Here is a 23,681-nt window from a genome sequence, read left to right on the forward strand (position 1 = left end):
AATTATGTAACTTTGCAGCCGAAAAGGCTTCCCTGCTGGGGGCATGCCCCCAGCAGGGAGTGGGAATGAAAGTTAAGAACAAGCCTTGACACAGTTTAAATTACACCCCCATAGTCTGTGCATTATTCCAATTACAATTTCTTCTAAAATCCTTATGAATCCATAAATCACTATCCCAATTTTTTATTTTGGAGGTTATAGAATAATGCTCCTGTACTTTTTCCCAAATGGGAGCAGGTATATCAGAACGTTTACTGTTGCCTTTACAAACAAATCCAAAAATCAAGCCATCTAACCCTTGACGGTCAAATTGAAACGCAAGGTCAAAGTACTTCCAACCTGTTTTTTGAAAATGTGCACCAGGATATATATCTGACACCCAATTTCTCTTATAATTACCACAAATTTCCAAGCCTTTACTTTTTGCTAAATCTTTCAGCTTTGGAATAAACTCATCATTGATAATATGATTTATCAATTTCTCTTTGCTATTGATTATATCAAATACAGCATCGAGATTTTCTTCTTTGCTCAAGATATCTAATAGTTCCTTATTATCTTCCATAACGTTATTTGTTAATATGTCAATAGTACTAATATATTGATTGATAGTTTCTCTCACGAGTGGAGTTCTTGAAGACAACTCCACGCAACGATCAAGCCATCCTCTAATATCATTCTTATAGGATAGGCAAACTATATCATTTTCCTTTAAGTCTTCACCCAAAGATTCTTTTGAAGGAGAACAACCATCCAATGTCAAATAAATCAAAACAAATGATTTTTCCGTATCGTCTCCTTTTTGTGACATTCCATAATTCCAGTATCTTAGCATCTGATGATGTTGGTCACTAGCATAGATTTTATTTTCTATGATAATACTATGCTTGCCATCGGTAAGATAAATATCTATTCTGCCGCCTTCACTATCTGTCTGCCTACCTATATATTTCTCTACTTCTACTGAAGCATTAGCCGTGTCTAATTCTAAATTATCTGCAGATATTGCAGGAAACGATTTATGTAGCATTTTTAAAAATGCCTCAAGGAATTTTCCTCTTTGTCCGTGACTTCCTTTTGGATTCAGCAGGTTTGCCAAAAACATAGAGTGTAGATGGACTTCATCGGACATGAAGCCCAAATCATTGAAAATATTATAATTTTCACCACGCTCAAACTTTTCTTTTCTTTGTTCTTTTATTTTTCGTGAAACTATTCGAACTTGGTTTAGAATATTGATTATATCATTCATCACATTATAAGCTATAATTGTTTACCATAGAAACGAAATTCTATCTAAATTATTGTAGACGTTGTTATTCTTGCCAATGAAAATGACTACGCAAACACTCTTGGTACATAAGGGCACGACGATTCATGTTGTTCATCTCTTTTTCTGGATACCAGTAAAAATAAGCCATGAAAAGCATCACCATAAGGATATAGACCGTAATAAATTTTAGGGCACCATAAAACCAACGTTTCATTTGACAGATCTCTTTGGTATTTAAAATTTGAATTCCTACTCTCACATCAGCCTTATCAAGACCTTTGCTACCTTCAACTTTCACCAGATGTTCTCGTTGAGAAAACAGAAAATCCTCCTCGTCATCAAGAATTATATAACGATAAGGCTCTTTGGCGTTCAATCTCAACCATTCTGCAATCTCCAAGCCTTTACATCCATGTAAGCCTTGCCATTCCTCCTGGCCGTCTACATTGCTAAAGTTAATGGAATTGCAAGAAGGAGTCAAGCCTATAACTTCGCCAGGCAAGTGGTATTCCTGCCACAATTGCTGTATGTACTCCATACCTTGCAATCGCCAAGTGGAAGAAATGATGATCTTGGCATCACTTCTTTCCAACAAATGGAGCAAATTGGCTACAGCTTTCTTAGCAAATTTACCTTTTGGAGTATTGATTACTCCATCAAAATCTAAAAATAGATACTTCTCCATACTTTTTTGTTATATATCAGCCGTTAGAATCCAATTTTTCTCTTGGTACGGCTCCCTTCCAGTCTTTCTCTTTCACAAAACTCAGCAAGGGATTTGACCATGTTCTCAGACTTGCCATGCAATATCGTCTGGATGGTAAAATGACGGGCGATGTTCTCTATTTCACCACCGCTGAAATCATACTTGCCCGCCAGGTAACTGGCGTCGGCATCATTCAAAGGCGGAATCATCGCTTGCCAAATCTGAGTACGGCAATTCAAGTCTGGCTTCTCAAACTGTATCTTATAGAGGAAACGGCACTCGAAGGCCTTGTCCATGTTCTCTGGGAGGTTGGTCGTGGCAATGAGGATGTCATCCAACTGTTCTATCTCCAGAAGGATGATATTCTGAATACTGTTTTCCATCTTCTCAACGGCTCTTTCCGCCCCCACCTGACGCTTGCCGATGATGGCATCAGCCTCGTTGAAAAGCAAGATGGGTGCCTTGGCTAATTGTTTCACCTTCTTCTTATAATCATCGAAGATACCCTTGATGTTCTTTTCGCTCTCGCCAACCCACATGCTCTTAACCTCTGAAACGTTCACCTGAATCAAGTCACGACCAGTCTTCTTGGCTATCTGAAGCACAGTCTCTGTCTTTCCTGTACCAGGCGCACCATAGAAAAGGCAGGCAAAGCCGCTTCTGAAGTTGGTTTCTTTCAATCGATTTTTGATACGCTGGAAATGCTCCTCATCCAAGAGGGAAGTTAACTCTTCCACTTGCCTTTGTTCTTTGCTATTGTAGAATAGTTGCTTGGGGCTGATGTCCTCAAAGGATAGCATGCCACCCTTCGGGCGAGAACCACGCATGGATGATAGGTTGAGTTCCGAGAAAAGCTGTTTCTTGGCATCATCCGTAATTTTGAACGACTCTCTATCCACAAAGCCATCGTCATTGGTATATTCAATGAACTTCTCCACAAAAAACAAGTGATCACCTTGACTCAAGCCCCGCTTTGCGCATCGCCATTCTGCATCGCCTTCTTTATATATAAATTTCAAGTCGTGGTATCGGATGTTATCATCACCATTGACAACAAAGAGTGTACAAAACAAGACGAAAAGCGGGAAGTACATATCATCCGCATCTACATCGTAGGAAGCCATCGCCTTGACAAAAGCCAACTTTTCGTTCTTGGCTACCAATGCCATCAATTTTCTTCTCAGCACTTGTTTGTCAATCTTTCTACGGCGACATTTCGTAAACAACTCATCGAACTTGTCAAATAGTTCTCTGGCTGTAAGTTCCTCCACATCCATAGGATTATAACGCTCATTATGTTGGAACACCTCCATCACCTCCATTGGGATGGTATAATAGAAACCTTCATCCCTATTGCGGCAGATATATTCCTTGTCAACAAGCTCTTGGATTTCATTGGCATATCGAAGCAAGCTAAGGATACGACAGTCCAAGAAATCCGTTAAGTCCGAGAACTGGATGTGACTGTCATCGCATCTGTCAGCAAACAAGGCCATGATGGCACTGGCACGCTTGGATATGTCCAGTTTATCGGAGACAAATCCAAGAGATGAATCAGCCTCCTCATAGAACTTCTCACCCAGAGAAGAATTCTTTGCCTTATCTACGATTATTTCGAATGCTTGGAGCAAGTCCATCTGCTCCATATCTTTTTTACACGACGTTTGCATAACCATAATAGCACTACATTAATACATACTATTTTCTCAAAAAGGGAAAGACTTCTAAAGTCCGTTCCTCCCAATATGGTTCTCAAATAAGGTCTATTTTCCATACTTGTCTATATTTAGAAGGCGATATCATCCTCTTCCTCATCCTCACCATTTGGGAACATGACGCTTCTTTCATACTCTGGATCATAGAATTCATACTCATCCTTCACCTGTTTGATTTTCTTCTGGACGGAACAAATCTTCTCCAACTCCGGAAATTGAAGATGTTCACGATTGAACTCCAATATCTCGTTCAGCTCTCTCTCAAAGGAGCAAACCTCTGATTGAAAGTCATCCATGTCAAACTCGGAATCATTGAAGAGGTCATTATCTAGGGCCTCGTCCAAACGGTTTTCCATCTTATCCAATTGCTCTTTTATAGTTTTGTTCATTATGCTTTATTTTTAAGTTATATGTTCGATTTATGAAATAAAAATCTTACCTGATGAAAGATTCATTTTTCGTAGGAGTCTGAGAGTAACATGATTTGCTTCACCTTGGAAATCAAATCTTTCTCTGTAACTTCTAAGTTCAAAGATGCCCCATTCCCTGTTATATTGACACCTAAAACACCTGCAAGTTTTGTCAGATGTTTCGTACTTCCACTCTTTACAAAAAGACAAATAGACCATTCACCATAAGTACAATAAAGGGTTATATAAATGGGCCTGTTGTCATACATGATTTGATAACCATATTTTTCAACATATGGAATCTTACCATCGAAGGTTTCCGCTATAAAGGAAGCTATCTCCTCATGGAACTTCTTCGTAAAAACGTTGGCGTATTCTTCGGAAATCTCATCCTTGGCACAGATAATCTGCTCCTGGGCATCTTCCAAATCATCAAGCAAATCGTCTAAAGCCGAGCATTTTTCGATAATGTTCAGTCCTTTTAACTTCGCCATTTCTTTATTAATATCAAACTTCTCCATTGTATATCAAATAAAAATTCTGATGCAAAGATAGCCCACACCTGAGTAAATTCGTTTCACACAATAAAAACTTTTTTCATGCGCAATGATTTTTCTCACGTTTCATCTAATTTTGCAGAAAATTTAATGAGCAAACATGAATATGCTTGTTACGGCAACACATCTTGTTGCTTTTTGGGATGGCAAATCTCATGGAACCAAGCACATGATAGAAATTGCCAAGGAAAAGGGCATACCAATATGGATATATAAATATTAAAAATTTGGATAATACATCTATAATTAGTAACTTTGCACTCATGAAGAATTTTGCAGCGATAGATTTTGAGACTGCCAACCAGCAACGCACAAGCGTTTGCTCCGTGGGCATTGTGATAGTAAGGGATGGTGAGATTGTGGATAGCTACTACAGTCTCATCAAGCCAGAGCCTGAGTATTATTCCTATTGGAATACTAGGGTGCATGGACTTACCATGGAAGATACCATGAACGCTAGGGTGTTTCCGGAGGTCTGGACTGAGATTGAGCCAAAGATAGAGGGACTGCCATTGGTAGCCCACAACTCACCTTTTGATGAGGGATGTCTGAAGTCTGTGTTTCAAATGTACCAGATGGACTATCCCGATTATGAGTTCCATTGCACATGCCGAGCCTCCAGAAGAAAGTTAGGATCTCTCCTACCCAACCACCAACTACAAACCGTAGCTGCTTATTGCGGGTACGACCTAACCCAACACCATAATGCCCTGGCTGACGCAGAGGCCTGTGCTTGGATTGCCAGGAAACTACTATAACTCTTACAACTCATTTTAATGTTTTTGTCACAAAAATGACAATTGCACTACAAGGGAGTTGCTTTCACGGGTTCATACCGTGAAGCACTCTCTTTGGATTGGTTCATCTCTCATTATCCAATAAAATAATGTGTATGAAGAAAATAATTTTTCTCGATTTTGACGGTGTACTGAATACTGAGTACAACCAGAACTTGCTTATGTATCATGGGAAATCCAGGAAAGACAAGTATGGAGCTTTCTTCGACCCGGAGACAGTGGCTGAACTTAAGAGAATAGTAGAAAAGACCAATGCTGATATCGTAATAGAATCATCGTGGAAATATCTTGGGTTAGAGGCTATGCAACAGATGTGGAGCGACAGAAACATGCCCGGCAAAGTTATTGATGTAACACCGTCTTCTGCCACCAACAACATGCTACTCAATGCCAACCTTGATGAAATGAATCCCGCACACACCCAATGGAAAGGAGTGGAAATCGCATCATGGATAGCTGACAATCTCCAAGATGAAGGTCGGTATGTTATTATCGATGATGAATACGTGATACAGGATTCGCAACTGCCACACTTCATCCTGACCAATCCGTATGATGGCATTACTGGGGATCTAGCCAACAGAGCCATTAAGATTCTTAACGGATAAAGGAATTAAGTTTTTCTATAAGTATAACCGTAATTTATGGGATCAAGATATGAACATAAAACATGTATTTGAAGACTCTCGCATTGTCCATGCTGGAGAAAGACATTGCAAGAATAAACGAGTATTGCCAATACTCTGATAAAGAAAAGTTTGTGATGAAGCACTTGCTCGAAAAGCGTTGCAACGTACTATGGCAATTGAATGTATATGACGATGAGACGAAGCAGCTCCTCATCGGTTTCAATGATGCACTTCGAAAGGCATGTACGCAGCTTTATCACCGGACGATGACAGTTTATCAAGAATACCTGCATCGTAAGGACATTTCTGGAGATTTTGAGGTGGAAGGAAAGATATTCCTTGGTTACGAATATCCTGCACTTCACCCCATTCAGACAGAAACGGCAAAACAGGTGTGGGATGCTCTCACATGTGGAGGTTTCAATGCACTCTATGATGAGGGTTGCGCATGGCCGCTCCGTTTCAGTAAAGAGCGTCCTCCTGAGCAAAGTATCAATGAGAAATTGGAGAATTGGTTGGGGATGGAGATTGAGAACGACAATTGGAATGAGGGACTGGATAGAGAATGGTCGAAAGACCTGCATCTTATACAGCCCTTTCATAATCTATACGATCATTGCTACTTCTCATTGTACGACCTCATATATGTCCGTGAGTTCAACCTGGAAGTACATGTGGAATTTGATGATAAAGTAAAATATTAAACAACATGAGCGTTTTCATACAATCACAAAAAGGATGGTAAAGGTATCAACCCACCATCCTTTTGATTTATAGAGAAGCCTTGTGTTACTATAATAATATTTATGTTTTTTACTGAGCCCACTTAAGGAAAATGGCTTAGCTTAAACCTACGCACGTATAAATCTTTTTGCTCGAAAAAAGTCACAAAGTATCATTATTAGCCAAAATATTGACTTATATCTTTAATACACAAAGCGTTAACAGAATGAGACTTCTCTAAAAATGGAGGGAGAAGTATCATAGAAGTATCATGAAACAGCGAGAAATATCATCAAAATCCGGCCATGCTAAGCATTTTATTGCCAATTCGTGGTTCACAACTGCAGAAAAAACCACGAATTGGTTTCGAAAATCATCCTTCCTTGATAATCCAGTCGCTGATTGTTCGCTGGGTACTATCATAATTCACCCCCACTTTGTACAATCGCTTGCCATCGGCAGAATATGGAATGAGATAACCCTTGTCATCTATCTGCTTCAAGGCCTCCTCGGCAGAGCCATCGTATTTCAGTTCGAACACATAGATGGCTGCAGGCAGATGGAGCACGGCATCAGCCCTGCCTATAGCACTATCCTCCTCCACCTTGATAAGAGCACCCATCAGGTTGAATATCAGATAGAAGACAGTGTGGAAATCACGCTCATTCTTGTTACTCAGACGATTCGAGATACTGGATAGATATGCCTTCAAACGAACCATTGCCTGTTCAATTTCTCCTTCATAAACCAGTTCTACGAACTCATTCACCAGTCCGTTATTATCTACGGAAACCGGCGAAAGATAATTGGGCGCAAGACTCTTCAGCATTCCAATCTTCACCTCCTGGTTAGGATAACCCAACTTATAACTCTTGGTGAACGGCTTGTATTGCTTGATGGTGAGATAACCACTCTGATAAAGCAATGGCAAGGCAGAGGTCATCTGTTCTGGTGACACATCGAAATCGTCCACACTCACGCTCTTCTGCTCGATATCAGTCACGTTAACATGATATTTCTGCAAACTCTTGATGAGAAAGCTTGGCGTACCTGAACCAAACCAATAGGCATCAATCTTCTGACCAGACAACGCTCTTATCAGGCTGAACGGATTGAACACATCCTCAGAATGCTCGCTGAAATGATAACCATCATAATATTGGCGCAATTCATCCAGGCATTCCTCATAAGATACACCTAAGGACTCACCCAAAGCCTCTACATCAGGCTTCAGAGATGTGACAAGCTCGTCCTTACTGATGCCACAGATAGCAGAGTACTGGTCAAGCATGCTGATATTGTCGAGGTTATTCAACTCGCTGAAGATACTGAGCTGGGAGAACTTGGTAATGCCCGTAATGAAGCAGAACTCAAGATATGGGTCGAGCATTTTCAAAGGACTGTAGAAATTCTGCATGATACGACGCAACTGACTAAGATTATCCTTCTCATGCACAACATCCAGCAATGGGGCATCATATTCATCTATAATAACAACCACTTTTGCACCCGTCTGCTCGCAAGCCTTCTTTACCAGGTCTTTCAATCTGAGATTGGCATCTTCCTGATGCGACTTGTATCCCCAGATTATTTCCTTCTCTTCAAGCATATCAGCCAGATATCTTTCCAGTCGCTCTCCATCAAAGTGCTTGGCACCGCTCATATCGAAATGCAGTACAGGATGCTTCACCCAATCCTTCTCATAATCAGCAATGGCCAATCCTTCGAAAAGTTCCTTTCTCCCCTCGAAATAGGCTTGCAAAGTAGAGGCAAAAAGCGATTTTCCAAACCGCCGAGGGCGACTTAGAAAGATATACTTCATTCCTTTCTTCCTGAAATCTGCGATGTATTTCGTCTTATCCACATAGAGGTATCCTTCCTCACGAATCACGTCGAAAGTCTGTATCCCCACAGGATATTTATTCACTATTTCTGCCATAATCTTACCCACTTTACGTTTTGCGCTGCTAAATTACAAAGAAAATCTGAATATACCAAGTTTTCACTCTTTTTTTCTGCTACATTCACAATGCGATTAAAGACATGTATATAGAAGAGTTGATAAAATTCTGCCCACAGTCAGGAAAGTCAACGTGAATTATAAATAAGTTTTAACAGAGTCAACTCGTCTTACAAATAAAACTAAAAGTGGTCAACTAAAATCGTTAAACCACAGAGGGAGATAAACCTCTGCATCAGCATGACTGCTACTGTTGACGATATAATCGTAAGCTTTCTGTTGCCTGTTATATGTTGCCCTCAAAACAAACCATTGTTTGGAGGGATCGGGTGTATGTTTCAAGTATGACATAGGCTTTATGCTTTACAAACTATGGAAATGATCTATCAGCTTACGGCGATAGACGCGGCTCACCTTCACATAATCTATCGCATCAAACGGAGGATAGAAATGGCAGACATTATCTACCACCTCTATCAGATAATCCATATTGATGATGAACTTCTGATTGATCTGCACAAACTGATCGCTCAAATCGAGCAGGGCCTCGCTCTTGAGATTACGCTTCAGACGGATGGTCTTCTTGCTTCCGGCAACCACCACCTCCCAACAGCGCTGCTCATGATTGTATTGGAAGAGTCCGATATCGCGCTTGTCTATCAGCTTGAAATCCAAAGTGTTGGTATAGAACAGGAACTTAGAACTCTGCTTACGGAGATTGTTGTTCTCGTCCGGATGAAGCACAAAGACGTCTTCATGGGTTAGACGATGCATGATGGTTGCCAACTCTGCATCTTCGATAGGCTTGAGCAACACATCAAAAGCCTTCTTGCGGAATGCAGGCAAGATATATTCATCATACGCCGTATACATCACGACACGACATTTGCCGTGGGTCTGACTGCTCATCTTCTCCAGAAAATCAAGACCGGACAGGTCGGGCAACTGTACGTCGAGGAAGAGGACATCGGGCTGGACCTGACCGACTAGTGCCAATCCATCCATGCCATTGAGGGCGATGCCCCCAATCTCCACCTCATCGAAATCACCGAGACGCTCTGCCAAATCCTGGGCAGCTTGCTTATTATCATCAACTATGACTGCTAACATAATCTGACTATTTTTTAGTATTTTATATTTATAGGTACAAAGAAGGTACACTGACATCCCAAGATTTTTCCATCAGCATCTACCTTGTTATGCATCTGGAAAATTATCTTGTTCTTATTGCGTTCGTTCACGATGGCAATGGTCTGGCGGATGATGTTGAGTCCGGTACGATGCTGAAGTGCCATTCTGGTAGCATCAAACCCAGGTCCGTTGTCCTCTACCGTGATACGGACTTCCTCTTTCTGTCCCTTTTGTACCTGTATCGTGAGGCGTTTCTCGCCTTCCCATCCCTTCAGGCCATGCACAAAGGCATTCTCTGCCAGAATCTGCACAAACATGGACGGTATCATCACCTTGTCCAGGTCGATGGTTTCATCTATCTGGACGTCAAACTTGAAGTCATCTTCTATCAGCCTGCTCTCTACCTGCACATATTGTCTTACGAATTCCAGCTCCTTCCTGAGAGACGTCTGCATCTGGAGCGACATGTCCAGGTTGGCCCGAATCAGTTTGGTCAATTCCAGCAATTCGTTTGCCTCCTCCTTATCAGATTTCACTATCTTGTTGTTCAGGACATTGAAGACGAAATGAGGCGAGATACGGTTGCGGGCATTATTCAGCTTCAGGTTCATGATATTGAGCTTAGCCGCCTCCTGTTTTCTGCGATAACGAACCACAAACAAGGCTGCAGAAAGAATCAGAACCAAGAGAATGCCCACAATCAGATAGATAAAACTTCTAGCCTGCTGGATCTCCACATTCTTATGTTCTATTGCTATGCGATGATGCAGCTGCAGGTTGTCCTGGGCAAAACGCTGCATGATATCAACGGAGCGCATATGGGTTCGATTGTGTGCCAGGGAATCCTGCATCAGGTCATCTGCCTTCATAATATGATAAGCCTGGCGATAGTCGCCCTTAGCCTCATAATATTCTCCCAGATACTGATGACGAATCTGGCGCAACGAGAAGTCCATCTGGTCATCCGATTTCTCTACTGCCAGTATCCGGCTCACGGCACTCCAATCTTTTTTCTTTACTGCCAGTCCGATACGGATGGTATTGCAATAGTAGATGCCACTCTCATCGGCATTCTTACGCATGTAATTCTCGGCTTCATCCAGATACTTCTCTGATAAGTCCAACTGATTGAGATTCAGATAGACATCTGCCAGATTGAGCTTGCAGAGATACATACTGAAGGTTTCATGCTTATCGTGTTTTTCCAGCAGTTTCATCAACATCAGAAATTTCTTCAGAGAAGTATGGTAATCCTTGGTATAGTAATAATAATTACCATAATTGTTCAGGAAATAAGCCTGCAGGTTGAGCGAGAGATCAGAAAAATACTTCTCGGTCTGCTGATAACATTTCACGGTTGCCTCATAGTCTTCCAGCAGCAGATAGATGCGTCCCAGTCCCATATACAGGGATGCGGTCTGCTCCTTCGGCATTTGGAGAGAATCGGCTATGAACAGCGCCTTTCGATACCAAAGAGCAGCCTGGGGCAAGTTGTTGTCGAAGACATAGGCATCTCCCAGATTGGCACAGACATCCGGCATCAACTTTGGGGAATCGCTGTACCTGAGCAGTTCGTATGCCTTATGATAGAGCGTGATGACATCTTCTCTCTTCTTATGAAAGTTATGATAATTGCCTGCCTGACAATTGTAGGCATAAGCCAGGAGACTGTTTCGGCGAGGAGATTCCGGCTGATGCTCGGCAAAGGCTACGACCGGATTGATGTATAGGGGCATGGAATCCGGCGAAGAAGAAAGCACGAAGAACTTGCCCAGTCTGGACATATATTCATAATAGGTAAGACTATCCGGAGCCTTCTTCATTCCATCATCTATTTTCTGACGGACAAACCGGGGGTTAGCCTCCATCGAATCCTCAATGGAAATCAAGCTGTTCGTATCGTCCCCGCTTCTGTCATGCTTTTCCTGCTGGCAAGCTATCAACATCCAAGAAACCAAAAACAACCATAATATATGTTTTACTCTCACCATTTAGTATTATCCAGTGTTAGTTTTTAAACTTTTTACAATTGCAAAAATACACATAATTCTTGATTTCACCAAGTTTTTTATGAATTTATGTCGCTGATATAGAATATTTTATTTACCTTTCTTACCATCAAAAGACAACATATACCTGCTTTCATACAACATAAGCACATATCCTGGTAGATAATCCTCATTTTCGTTATCATAGACACATCTTCTATTCCTCTGAGGGAAAGAGGAAGAAAAAAACAGAAAATAAGGAGGAAAGTCAGTTTTTTATTGTATCTTTGCAGCGCATATCAAAACTATTAATTTATGAACAACTACAAGAATATAACAGCAAAGGTTTTGCGAATAGATGAAGAAGAACATAAATTCGTCATCGAAGTAGAAGATAGAATCTATAAAGTAGCACAGATTGACTTCCAGAGAAGGCAACCTATGCCAGAAACCCTCAACTGCCTGATGGTAACCACCCACCTGGGCAAGGTTTTCATTGCCCAGAACATAGAACTCCTCATGAGGCAATATTATAAAGAAGACGATGAGGTAGACTTCAAGATAAAACTGACCATAGGTGACTGCTACCATCTGGAAGATCAATACGGTTTTACGGCCATACTAAAACGAGATACCGTCATCAATGCTGCTCTTACCCCAAGAGTAAGATGCAGGATTACCAAAATCCGCCAGAAACAGATGGAAGTACAACTGGTAGATGTTTTGGGCGCCGAGAAATCAGAATTTTCACTCTCCGACAAGGATTTCTGCGATATCATCGGCAATGAAAGCTGGAATACACCGGAATTCAGAAAACTGATGCTCGGAGATACCCCATCCGACATTTTCGACCTGGAATGCCTGCGCTGGATAAACGGTATTTCCAGAAGTCTGAATCAAGACGAACTACAAGAACAACTACAGAACATCCATGCCCGTTGCCTGGAAGCCCTTGAAAGCGAGAGCCTTCTGCCACGCTGCAAGGAAGCCGAGCGCATCCTGCTGGAACAACGATTCACGGATATCATCGAACTGATATCCTATTATATCCAAGCCATCGAAATCTTGAGAAACGGAACGGCAGAGGATACCATCAGCCATATACTTTCTACCCTCTCTACTTGCGCCTACATCTATCATCCACGCAAGCAGTTCTGCATCATGCAATGTATCTTCATGCTCGACTTCTCGATGATGGAAAAGCATATCGATACCATCCTTGCTACCCTTCGCAGCCAGGAAGTATACCTATGGAACAGAAAGCCATTCCAGATGCAATGGCTCAAACTGCTGCAGGGATACGTAGACAATATCTATAATCAGACCGACAGACTCTCCAGCGACCTAACCACTAAGGAGACGATGATACAGGTACTCATCATTGAACTGATACTGGGCAGAAATGCCACCCACAAGATTTACGATACTTCACTGAATCAGGCCATTCTCTACCGACTGGTTTCACTGATGAACGTGAGTGATCCAAACAAGACCCTACAGAGAGCTTTTCTCTCACTCTTTACCCAGGCAGAGTTTGATGCTGCCCTGCCTTTCAACAGTGATGATGCCTTCGTACTGTCCAATATGCTCTGCTCGCAGAACAACGATACCGTAGAAAGTTTTGAACCCGCCAAATATGAGAGTGACATGGCTTTGCTTTCTGTCAACGAGCAGGCCATCACCATCCAGCCGAAAGACCTTGACAGGGATAATCTCTACATGCCGCTTTCTGCCCGAATGGGACTCTGGCATGGTCTTTCCATCCGTCTTGACGAAAAGCCACCGGTAAAACTGAGAGGCAAGGTGGGTACTACCATCGAACACTTTAAGGAACTCTGGGAGTATATCAACCACTCTCTCTTCTCCAAAAAACGCAAGACATCCAAGAAACAGAACAGAAAACTCTATATCGACGATGAAACCGTAATCATCGTTACCAAACAGCTGCCCGCACAATACGTCTTCGAATGTAAGGTGGTAGAAGATGGTTGCGAGGGAGAAGGTACACTCGATGTATTGAACGATGTGGTATCTTTCTACCCTGGAGAAATCAATATCCAATCCTTTGAATATCAGGGAATGCCACTCATGCTGCGTGCCTATGTAAAGGACATAAAGGGTGACGGAAGCTATGTCTTTGCCATGCACGACATGATAACGGAATATGAAGACGACGTGAGAGTAAACGACCTTTTCTACAACTCCCGTCTCACCTGTCTGCTGTCTAACCAGGTGCCGGGCGTGCCTCGCATTCCGGCTGTCAGCAGCGAAGGTTTCTCTGTCTCCGTGGCTCCAGCCCCCGGCATGGAACTCAGCGACCTGAAGAAGGGCATGATAGTAGAGGTGGATAACATCACGGAAGGAAGCAACGGTTACCTCTATGCCACCTTCCTGCGGGAATCTCCTGAAAGCAGATTCGGAATTACCGAAGCTTTCCACCAGCTTATGCGCGGCTATGCCAACAACGAGGTATACAACCCTAAGGAAGAAAAAGATGAACTGGAAAATGCCGTCAGCATGAATCCGGTATACGTAGCCGAACTGATGGGAATCATCGATGCCAAGGCAACACTGGAAGAGGACAACATCAAGGCTTACAACTATCTCAACTTCTGCCGTTTACTAGCCATCATGCTGGACAGCAAGGAGCGCGTCAGCTATTACGACAGTCGTCTTACCCTGCTGGAACTCCTCAACGACTTTGCTGCACTGGACAAGGTGGATACAAAGAAAATCAATCTTATCGCAGAGACAGAACCGGAACTCTTTGAACGCAATGCCATCCTGCGCCATGACTTCATGCAGCTGCGCATCATCGGCTGCCTGGACAGTGAGGAACATTACGAGGAACTCTATCGCTGGAGCAGCCTGACGGAAGATCCACATCTTCAGCAGCTGGCATCGCTCGTACTCTCCCACAACTTCGTGAAGAAATCGGGACTGCTCACCCAGGCGGTTGATATTCTTGACAAAATCCGTGCGCTGCTGAAGCTGCAGAAGTCTTCTTCCAACAAGAAGAACTATGGCAAGGAAGACTTCCATACCGAATTCAAGACCTCTATCATCTACCCGGAAAATTCCATGCGAGCAGATGTCGAGGCACAGACCATCAAGATCATGCAGGAGATTTGTGCCTTCCTCAATGCCGAAGGCGGTCATCTGTATCTTGGCGTATCAGATATCGGTTACGAAATGGGTCTGGAAGAAGACCTGAAGAATACGCTCTTCAAGGGTTCAAGAGACAAATATGAAACATACGTCAACAACAAAATGGTTTACTATCTCGGACAGGAGGGGGCCCACTATGTGCATACCCACTTTGATGAGGAAGTAAGCAACGCCGTGCTCATCATCGACATCGAACCATGCCCTACCCCAATTTCTGTGGGCTACGAATATTTTGAGCGTATGGGAACTTCAGCACGCAAGGTAAACGAGAACTATAGAGATAAGTTCCTCGCCATCAGAAAGCAATGGGCTGAAGAACATATTCCGCATCTGGCTGTTGCCTCTGCACCGGCTTCAACAGCCGAACCAACTCCACATGAAAAGGAGACAAAGAACAGCAGCCGACTCGTGGAATCGGCTCCTATCACCGACCATATCCAGACCTCGCGTTTCCGCAACAATGTGCTCCACGACTATGAGGAAGGTTATCGTCCGGTCACAGCTGTTATCTGCCTGATGGATACCGATGAATATAAGGTTCTGGATGACGATGACTGGCAAGACTATCGACTGAAGCTCGCCGTTCACGAAGACGAAGAAGATGGATGGCTCATCCTGGTATACGAGAGCGGCAGGGTATGCAAGGTTTCCATGGCCGAACTGCTGCAGCGGGAACGTGGCAGAGAGTTTAAGCGTTATGCTGGCGAAAAACTCATCTTTGCTTCCATTGCTACAGAAGCCGATGCGGTATGTGTAGGTTTCATCGACGGCAAGTCAAACCGCTATGTAAGATTTGACGACTTGTCAAAGTTCGAACACTCCAAGATGCAAGCTGAGGGTACCCTCCCTATGGATGTACCAAACTCCGGTGTTCACTACGTAGAAGTACTCAACAAGGATCTGGTTCCTATAAACAGAAACATAGGCAGAAAGACCATTGGCTGCATTCTCAAGACTGCTGAAGGCCGGAGATGTATGGAAGTTTTACCCGACTGCAAGATGAAATAAAACATAAAAGTGCAATAAAAAATCAGCAGATATGCATTTTTTTTGTAACTTTGCAGAATAAAGCTAAAAATGTAGTAAATAATTATATTAATAACCTAATGAAAAAAGCAGTTGTGTTAATGGCCTTACTTAGCCAATCCTTAAGCATGATGTATGCTGATGATCAAGCCGGGACAAGGGGTATCGGACAATATCCTGGACGCCCTTCTCAATTTACGGCTCCAAGAATGGTGAAGGACAACACCTATCGGAACATAGCATTGAACCGAATGGTATATACTTCATCCAATGCAGATTTCAACCTTACGGGACATCTCGTAACGGACGGTATCATCACCAGTAAAGCTCCTTCGTTCCTCAGTGTGAAAACCAATGAGGGCGAACTGTCCAACCGTGACAAGGAGAAAATGATTGACGGCAATACGGTTACGAGCCAATATATCAAAGGTGAAAATGCATTTGTAGAGTTTAACTGGGAAGCCATGACGGTGAATCTCAAGAAATTGGAATTTACCGGTGAACTGGCTTTCTATAAGGATAAGGCTTCGCAAGGCTATACCATCCGGGTGATGGGCTCACACAATGGAAAGAAATGGGAAGTCCTGGGAGAAGAAAAGGGTTCTGACCTTCCTGGTGTTGCTACTAAGCAGCAGGTTAGTTCCGACCCTAATAAGTTCCAGGACGTAGTGAAACTCCCACTTAGAAAATTAAATGTTTCCATCCCGCTGAAGAAACCTGGCAACTACGAACATGTACGCATCGAGTTGATTATGCCGGGTGCTGCCTGGTGGCGTATCAAACTCATCGACAACACCACTTCATGGCGTCCGTCCATGCACTTCTCCAGCGTCTGGAAGTCGGGCTTGGCAAATAAAACAGATGCCAAGGCTCAGTGGCTCTATGTAGATTTGGGCACAGAGGCAGACTTCGACCAGGTGAATCTCTTCTGGGTGAACAAGGCTCGCCAGGGCAAGATTCAGGTATCCAATGATGCCAGGAACTGGAGCGATATTGCAACCCTGGGACAGCAAAAAAAGAAAGGGTTGATAGAAAAGGTAGCTTGCAAAGGTCATGGCAGATATGTTAGACTGCAGCTTACCGAACCGGATGCATCCGGACACTATGCCTTATCTGAAATGCAGGTAATGGGTAAGGGTGGCCTGCGTGCAGAAACTGCCAATACGCTGGCTTCAAAGAATGGCAAGCAGATGCTCAATCAGTGGCAGTTGCGCCGAGAAGGAAGTGATGCCTGGATTCAGGCTACGGTGCCTGGTACTGTACTCACCAGCTATATGAATATCGGGGCAGTGCCTGATAACCGCTTCGATGACAACATGCGTCAGATTTCTGAATCGTTCTTCAACTCTGATTTCTGGTATCGTACCACCATCGAACATAAGCCGTCTGCCAACAAGCAGCAGCATACCTATCTCAACTTCGATGGTATCAACTGGAAGGCTGATATATTACTGAACGGCGAAAAGATAGGTAGAATTGATGGTGCCTTTATCCGCTCTCGTATCGACGTAACCAACTTATTGAAACCTGGTTCCAATAAGTTGGAGGTACATGTCATCAAAAATGCTCACTTTGGCGTTGTGAAGCAGAAAAATCTCCAGAACACTGACCTGAATGGTGGAGAGCTGGGTGCTGACAACCCTACCTTCCACGCTTCTATCGGCTGGGACTGGATAACCAATACACCAGGTCGTGAAATCGGTATATGGAATGATGTCTATCTTACCCATGACAATGGCGTAAGTGTTTCGGATCCTGTGGTTACATCAACCCTGAACTTGCCTGACACCCTGGCATCAATGACCCCATCTGTCTTCCTGCAGAATGCAGATGCCGTGGCTAAGACCGTGAAACTGGCTGGTTATATCGGCAAGATCAAGTTTGAGCAGGAAGTTAGTCTGCAGCCAAACGAGAAGCGTGAGGTTTCCTTCGCTCCTACCGACTATCCACAGCTCAAGAATCAGCGCATGAATCTCTGGTGGCCTAACGGTTATGGTTCACCTTATTTATATGATGCCGGTTTCAAGGTATCAGACAAGGCTTCCGGCGAAATGATTTCTGAGGTAACCTATAAGGCAGGTATCCGACAGATGAGCTATGCTGACCTGGAGACACAGACCAAGATCTACATCAATGGCAAGCGACTGAACCCACTGGGCGGTAACTGGGGATTCTCGGAAACCAACCTCAACTATCGTGGACGTGAATATGATGCAGCAGTACGTTATCATAAGGAGATGAACTACAACATGATTCGCGACTGGGTAGGTCAGATTGGCGATGAGGAACTTTATGAAGCATGCGACAAGTATGGTATCATGGTATGGCAGGACTTCTGGCTGGCTAACCCATGGGACGGACCAGATCCTGATGACAACAAGATGTTCCTGGAAAACTCAGCTGATTACATCTCCCGTATCCGCAACCATGCCAGCATCGGCATCTACTGCGGAAGAAACGAGGGATTCCCTCCGGCAGCAATTGACAAGGTATTGAGAGAACAGGTGAAGGATATCCATCCACAGTTGGGATATATTCCCAGCTCAGCCGACCTGGGTGTGAGTGGACATGGTCCTTATCAGATGAAGTCGCCTTCATTCTACTTCGCTAACCAGAGTCATAAATTGCATTCAGAACGAGGTATGCCGAATGTTCCTACCTTCGAATCGTTGAGCAGAATGATGGAACCGGAACATCTGTGGCCACAAAGCGATGCATGGGGACAGCATGATTATACATTGAAGGGGGCTCAGGGAGGTGAATCTTTCAACAACATCATGGAAAAGCGTTATGGCAAACCTCAGAGTGCAGAGCAGTTTACCAAGTGGGCACAGTGGCTCAACTATGATGGCTACCGTGCGATGTACGAGTCTTCCCAGCAAGATCGTCTCGGTTTGCTCATCTGGATGAGTCATGCCTGCTGGCCAAGCATGGTATGGTGTACCTATGATTACTACTTTGAGCCAACAGCCGCTTACTTTGGTGTGAAGAAGGCTTGCGAACCATTACATATCCAGTATAACCCAGTGAAGAAGGTTGCTGAGGTGGTTAACTTCTCTGGTGGTGCCAAGAATGGTCTGGTTGCCAAGGCTCAGATCTTTGATATGTACGGAAAGCTGCTCAAGGAAGAAAGCAAGGAAGTGAACGTGGGTGAAGACCAGACCGTAGATGCCGTTAGCGTTAGCGAACCGGATGAGGAAGTTTACTACATCAAATTGAGCCTGGAGCAGAACAGCCAGATGATTTCAGACAACTTCTATGTACAAGGCAAGGAAGAAGACAACCTTCAGGCACTCTCCAAACTCCCTAAGGCAACCGTTGCCATCAGCGGCAAGCGCTTCGTTCAGCAGGGTGAAGAGTGGATTGGAGAAGTAGAGATCCGCAATACTGGCAATGTTCCTGCCCTCCTGATTCGCTTGAACCTGAAAGGTGGCGATGGTGAGCAGATACAGCCTGTCATCTACAGCGACAACTACTTCTGTCTGATGCCGGATGAGTGCAAGATAATCAAGGTATCTTATCGCGATGAGGACGGAAGAGGTCAGGCACCATACGTAGAAATAACCGGTTTCAATAAATAATCATTGAAATCCATTGAATCATAAACAAGACGCTCTGCAAGAGCAAAAGCATGATTATTCTGATGCTTTTGTCTTGCAGAGCGTCTTTTCTTCTACTGCAAAAATAGTTTCTTAGTGAGTTGAGACAATTATCATCTAAAATAGAAAACTCAAATCTACACCACATTGAAATGGATTGCCACGCTGCGCAAAATATTCGCGCTTTCCGGTTGCGGCATTGTCTACAGCAAAGGTATTGTAATTGGTGTCTGTGAGGTTCTTGCCCCATAAGTTCAATTGCAGGATGCCGAAATCGAAGGCAACATGAGCACCCAATACGGCATAAACATCCTGACTATAGGTATTGGCATTATCCCAATAGGTTTTGCCCTGCATGTTTACGTTTGCTCCGAAAACCATGTTACGCAAGAAACTGGAGTTGAAGTTAACACGATAGTCTGCCATGGCACAAAGGGTATGCATCGGAACGTATGGCACACGCTTGTCTTTATAACTAACCGCATTCTCACCTTCACCGTCAGTATATTCATCGAAGACAGCATGAGTATAGCCATAATTCAACATCCAGTCGAGCTGACCATTGGCAAGTTGGCCTCGCAAAGCTGCCTCAATGCCACAGCTATGACTCCTGCCGGCATTCACCATCATTCTACCAAATCCATAGTTGCCTGCCATCACTGAGAGTTGCTGATTTCTTACCTTCATATAGAAGGCACTCAGGTCGAGATGAAGAGCATGATTGAAGAGATTGAGATGAGAACCTACTTCATAATTCCATGAAACCTCTGGCTTGTATGATATAGTCTGGTTCACCTTCTCATAATCCTCGGCAGTATGAGGCACATCGTAATCACCACGCAATGCCTGCTGACGATTGGCATTCAATTCCGTCTGAAGGATATCGCTGAACATCTGAATATTATAGCCACCGGCACGATAACCCTTACTGATATTGGCATAGATATTACTCTGCTGATCATCAAGACGATAAGTAATACCAATCTTTGGAAGGAACTGGCTGTAATCATCATTCGTCTTTTCATCCAGAGCACTTCTAAGCGTATAGGTAGCCTTCTGCCCCATCATATTTGCTGTCATTGCCATATAGGCAGACGACTGATAATGAATGCCCGTATGCAAATAATCATATCGCAAGCCCAGTGTTGCCACCAGACGGGAAGTAATATCAAAATTACTCTCATGATAGAAACCGAGATTGGTCTGCGGAGTATGATAAAGTCCAGGAGCACCCATGCTGACACCCATGCTGATGCCTCCAGCCTTCTCAATGGCAGCACTGGCAGCAGCCTTGGCTGCCACTTCCGGCATTCCCTGCGCCATCATTTTCTTAACCATCGAAGCATGAATGGCAGTATACATCTGCTGCTGGATTGCATTGCCAATCGGAGCTGTCATCGCATCATCGAAAAAGACCGGACCGTTGGTCTTCAACCATTGCTTGGAAAAAAAGCCACCTACTGTCCAATGCCAGAAGTCTCCCACTGCCTTGTTGCTCTTCAAGGAGAGTTCCTGGGTAAAGGAATTCTGCAATTGTTCCTGTAGGATATGCATGTAGTCGGCAGAAAGATAATCCTGATCCATCAACATACGGTCCTTGACATACTGATAGCTGGAAACGGAAGTAAAATCATATCCCTTTCCGGTATATCCCAGTTTCAAACCTGTTATCAGGTTATTTCTCAGATACGTTCCTGGGAAAGTAGAAGCAGGAAGGTCTGCCTTCCCCGTCTCTAAATCAAGCTTTCCATAAGGAAATCCATTCTGGTCAACATACTGATAATTAGCAAGAATATCCATCTTCCAACCCGAATCAAAACGGGTCTTGAGAAGCATCTTGCCTCCCGCTTCGTTATATTGATCCGAACGGTCGCCTGTATTGGTATTTCGGAAGAAACCCTTCTGACCCTCATAGAAACCTGCCAGAGAAAGAGCTACATGCTGATTGAACTTCTGATAATGAGCTGCTTCTACATTACGAAAATACTTACTACCATAGCTAAGTCTGATATCTGTACCTTGATAATCGAAGGGATTACGGGAATACATCTTGACCAATCCACCCTCGGTATTCTGACCATAAAGCGTGCCTTGTGGACCACGAAGCACATCTACCCTACTCAACTGGTAATTGTGGAGATTAAAAGCCGACTTACTCATCACCGGAATACCATCGAGATAAAGACCAATAGCAGGACTATTTACACGGCTTCCTATTCCTCTGACATAAACAGAGGAAGAAAGACGGCTACCATAATTTGGCATTACAAAATTAGGAACAAACCGGGAAAGATCACGTAAATCGGATACTCCCATCTTTTTCATCAAAGAGCTACTCAGCGATGTACTGCTGAGTGCCTGCTGTCGGAGACGCAACACCTCCTTTGGCTGTGATACGACCACTACTTCGTCAATATCGAACACCTTGCTGCTGTCCGATAATGCCGTATCAGCTGAAATCGGTAAAGCAATGCCTAAACCAGCCATTGCCATCATCATTTTATAATTCATTTTCTCTTATATTTTTCCGCATGATTCAAATTCGGGTGCAAAGGTACGAAGAATATCGGAAATGAGAAATCCTTATTTATTAGGAACTGGCCAGCACAGAAAAAATGTGAGCCCCTTCTGCTACATAGCATAAATAGTGAGAGCTCCCATCTCCTCTCTCTCAACTTCCTGTTTACATAGAAACATGTTTTCATGTTGTTATCCGTAATAGTAATCGTAATCTTCTTGTTGAAGTTTATTTAAGTCTGATATCATTTATACTTCTATTTTTAGAAAATCTATTCAGGTCCACCCAATTCCAAATTCCCGGTACTCTTCCATGGCGACTAAATTGCCAGATGTCGTAATGAGGTTTGCCAGGTAGTACAGGCTCATGATTATAGCTGGCTATCCAAAGATAATAATTATCGAATTCTGGACTCAGATAATCCTTGAAGTAACTCTCGCTACAATATATAATAGGTGTATGTCCATAATAAACCTTGCAAAGTTTGCAGAAAGTTTTTAATAACAGTTGAATCTCTATTTTACTCATTCCCTTTGTACCATCATCCTCTGCATCTATTACGGGGAGCAAGTCTTGCTTATCTTTATCATATACGGAACGGAAATTTTCAAACTGTAAGGCTGCAGGAGCCTTGGAAAGGAAATGATAAGATCCTACAGGAATGCCACTTTCTCTGGCATTCTTGATATTCGATTCGTACCACGGATCTTGAATGTTTGTTCCTTCTGAAGATTTTATATAGATAAATTGCAAGCGCTTGATTTTACCCAATTCATCCCAATGAATTCTGCCCTGATGACGCGAGATGTCAATTCCATCATAGCTGCCAGAATATTCACCAGTGGTAAGATCGTGGGTAGGCCATTGCTTATCAGATGCTCTCCTTATGAAATAAGATGAAATCATCCGATATGCTTCAAATCCGATAATAAAAGTAAGGACAAGACCGAAGGCTATATAGCATAAGCGCTTGCCCATATTATTGTTTTTTCTTTTTCTTCTAACCATGAATTTTACATAATATGTTGCTTCAAGTAACAAAGGTAATGAAAATAAGAGAAATACCAAAAGAAAATACCATAAAACTAATTTCTATTTTATTAAAAGAGCATGATATGATATCTTTTCTTGCTAAATCAGAAGGATACGCCAGGAGCTAATTACTTATATTTAATGTAAACATTTAAACATGTTTGCATGTAAGCATGTCTGTACATCAATATTTATAGCTAAAACTAACTCATCATAGAAGATATAGGAAAGAATGATATTAATGGATATAACACTATTGAAATGAATATCTACAGAACTGTTTACTAAAAACTACGAAACCATTTACTTATATCTACGAAACTGTTTACCAAAATCTACGAAATCATTTACCAATAACTACGAAACCATTTACCTTATCACGGCTAACCTGTTAAGTATCAAATATTTACAAAAGTCATAAGATTATAAAAACATAATTGAAACTTATA

At 43.0% G+C, this 23,681-nt stretch carries 15 protein-coding genes; 5 read left to right on the top strand and 10 right to left on the bottom strand.

Going from position 1 to position 23,681, the window contains the following annotated elements; all coding sequences use genetic code 11:
• Positions 1-100: 100 nt before the first annotated feature.
• The 5 genes from ACTQ53_RS14220 to ACTQ53_RS14240 form a co-directional block, all read right to left on the bottom strand.
• Entirely contained in the window at positions 101-1,252 is a 1,152-nt protein-coding gene (locus ACTQ53_RS14220) for a PD-(D/E)XK nuclease family protein (RefSeq protein WP_441933673.1), read from the bottom strand.
• Positions 1,253-1,316: 64 nt separating this feature from the next.
• Positions 1,317-1,958 carry an HAD domain-containing protein gene (locus ACTQ53_RS14225; protein WP_441933675.1) on the bottom strand — a complete coding sequence of 214 codons (642 nt, stop codon included), beginning with the start codon at positions 1,956-1,958 and terminating at the stop codon, positions 1,317-1,319.
• A 23-nt stretch (positions 1,959-1,981) separates the two neighbouring features.
• A complete protein-coding gene (locus ACTQ53_RS14230) occupies positions 1,982-3,625 on the bottom strand; it encodes an ATP-binding protein (protein ID WP_441933677.1) in 1,644 nt (547 codons plus the stop codon).
• A gap of 140 nt (positions 3,626-3,765) precedes the next feature.
• The gene (locus tag ACTQ53_RS14235) at positions 3,766-4,083 is read right to left on the bottom strand and encodes a hypothetical protein (RefSeq protein WP_441933679.1); all 318 of its coding nucleotides are present in this window, start codon (positions 4,081-4,083) and stop codon (positions 3,766-3,768) included.
• A 62-nt stretch (positions 4,084-4,145) separates the two neighbouring features.
• Positions 4,146-4,625, bottom strand: coding sequence for a hypothetical protein (locus ACTQ53_RS14240; RefSeq protein WP_441933681.1), 480 nt, complete (start codon positions 4,623-4,625; stop codon positions 4,146-4,148).
• A gap of 299 nt (positions 4,626-4,924) precedes the next feature.
• Here ACTQ53_RS14240 and ACTQ53_RS14245 point away from each other — a divergent pair, with 299 nt between their 5' ends.
• The 3 genes from ACTQ53_RS14245 to ACTQ53_RS14255 all read left to right on the top strand — a co-directional run bounded on the left by ACTQ53_RS14245 (position 4,925) and on the right by ACTQ53_RS14255 (position 6,791).
• A complete protein-coding gene (locus ACTQ53_RS14245; protein WP_218485025.1) occupies positions 4,925-5,419 on the top strand; it encodes a 3'-5' exonuclease in 495 nt (164 codons plus the stop codon).
• Positions 5,420-5,553: 134 nt separating this feature from the next.
• Positions 5,554-6,066: an HAD domain-containing protein gene (locus ACTQ53_RS14250; protein ID WP_441933683.1), complete on the top strand. Its 513-nt coding sequence runs from the start codon at positions 5,554-5,556 to the stop codon at positions 6,064-6,066.
• A 62-nt stretch (positions 6,067-6,128) separates the two neighbouring features.
• Positions 6,129-6,791, top strand: coding sequence for a hypothetical protein (locus ACTQ53_RS14255; protein ID WP_441933685.1), 663 nt, complete (start codon positions 6,129-6,131; stop codon positions 6,789-6,791).
• 392 nt (positions 6,792-7,183) lie between these two features.
• Here the strand turns inward: ACTQ53_RS14255 and ACTQ53_RS14260 are convergent, their stop codons facing one another.
• The 3 genes from ACTQ53_RS14260 to ACTQ53_RS14270 all read right to left on the bottom strand — a co-directional run bounded on the left by ACTQ53_RS14260 (position 7,184) and on the right by ACTQ53_RS14270 (position 11,892).
• Entirely contained in the window at positions 7,184-8,749 is a 1,566-nt protein-coding gene (locus ACTQ53_RS14260) for an AAA family ATPase (protein ID WP_441933687.1), read from the bottom strand.
• Between the two features lie 384 nt (positions 8,750-9,133).
• Positions 9,134-9,880 carry a LytR/AlgR family response regulator transcription factor gene (locus ACTQ53_RS14265; RefSeq protein ID WP_441933689.1) on the bottom strand — a complete coding sequence of 249 codons (747 nt, stop codon included), beginning with the start codon at positions 9,878-9,880 and terminating at the stop codon, positions 9,134-9,136.
• Between the two features lie 14 nt (positions 9,881-9,894).
• Positions 9,895-11,892: a histidine kinase gene (locus tag ACTQ53_RS14270; protein WP_441933691.1), complete on the bottom strand. Its 1,998-nt coding sequence runs from the start codon at positions 11,890-11,892 to the stop codon at positions 9,895-9,897.
• 312 nt (positions 11,893-12,204) lie between these two features.
• On the opposite strand from ACTQ53_RS14270, the gene ACTQ53_RS14275 reads away from it, so the two are divergent.
• A complete protein-coding gene (locus ACTQ53_RS14275; protein ID WP_441933693.1) occupies positions 12,205-16,065 on the top strand; it encodes an AlbA family DNA-binding domain-containing protein in 3,861 nt (1,286 codons plus the stop codon).
• Between the two features lie 98 nt (positions 16,066-16,163).
• Positions 16,164-19,664 (top strand): glycosyl hydrolase 2 galactose-binding domain-containing protein, encoded by a 3,501-nt coding sequence (locus ACTQ53_RS14280; protein WP_441933695.1) that lies wholly within the window; start codon positions 16,164-16,166, stop codon positions 19,662-19,664.
• 135 nt (positions 19,665-19,799) lie between these two features.
• Here the strand turns inward: ACTQ53_RS14280 and ACTQ53_RS14285 are convergent, their stop codons facing one another.
• Entirely contained in the window at positions 19,800-22,193 is a 2,394-nt protein-coding gene (locus ACTQ53_RS14285; protein WP_441933697.1) for a TonB-dependent receptor, read from the bottom strand.
• Positions 22,194-22,428: 235 nt separating this feature from the next.
• A complete protein-coding gene (locus tag ACTQ53_RS14290) occupies positions 22,429-23,208 on the bottom strand; it encodes a GH25 family lysozyme (protein WP_294971824.1) in 780 nt (259 codons plus the stop codon).
• Between the last annotated feature and the right edge of the window lie 473 nt (positions 23,209-23,681).

Source organism: Prevotella sp. Sow4_E9_plate (genome assembly GCF_052116205.1).
Lineage (GTDB): Bacteria > Bacteroidota > Bacteroidia > Bacteroidales > Bacteroidaceae > Prevotella.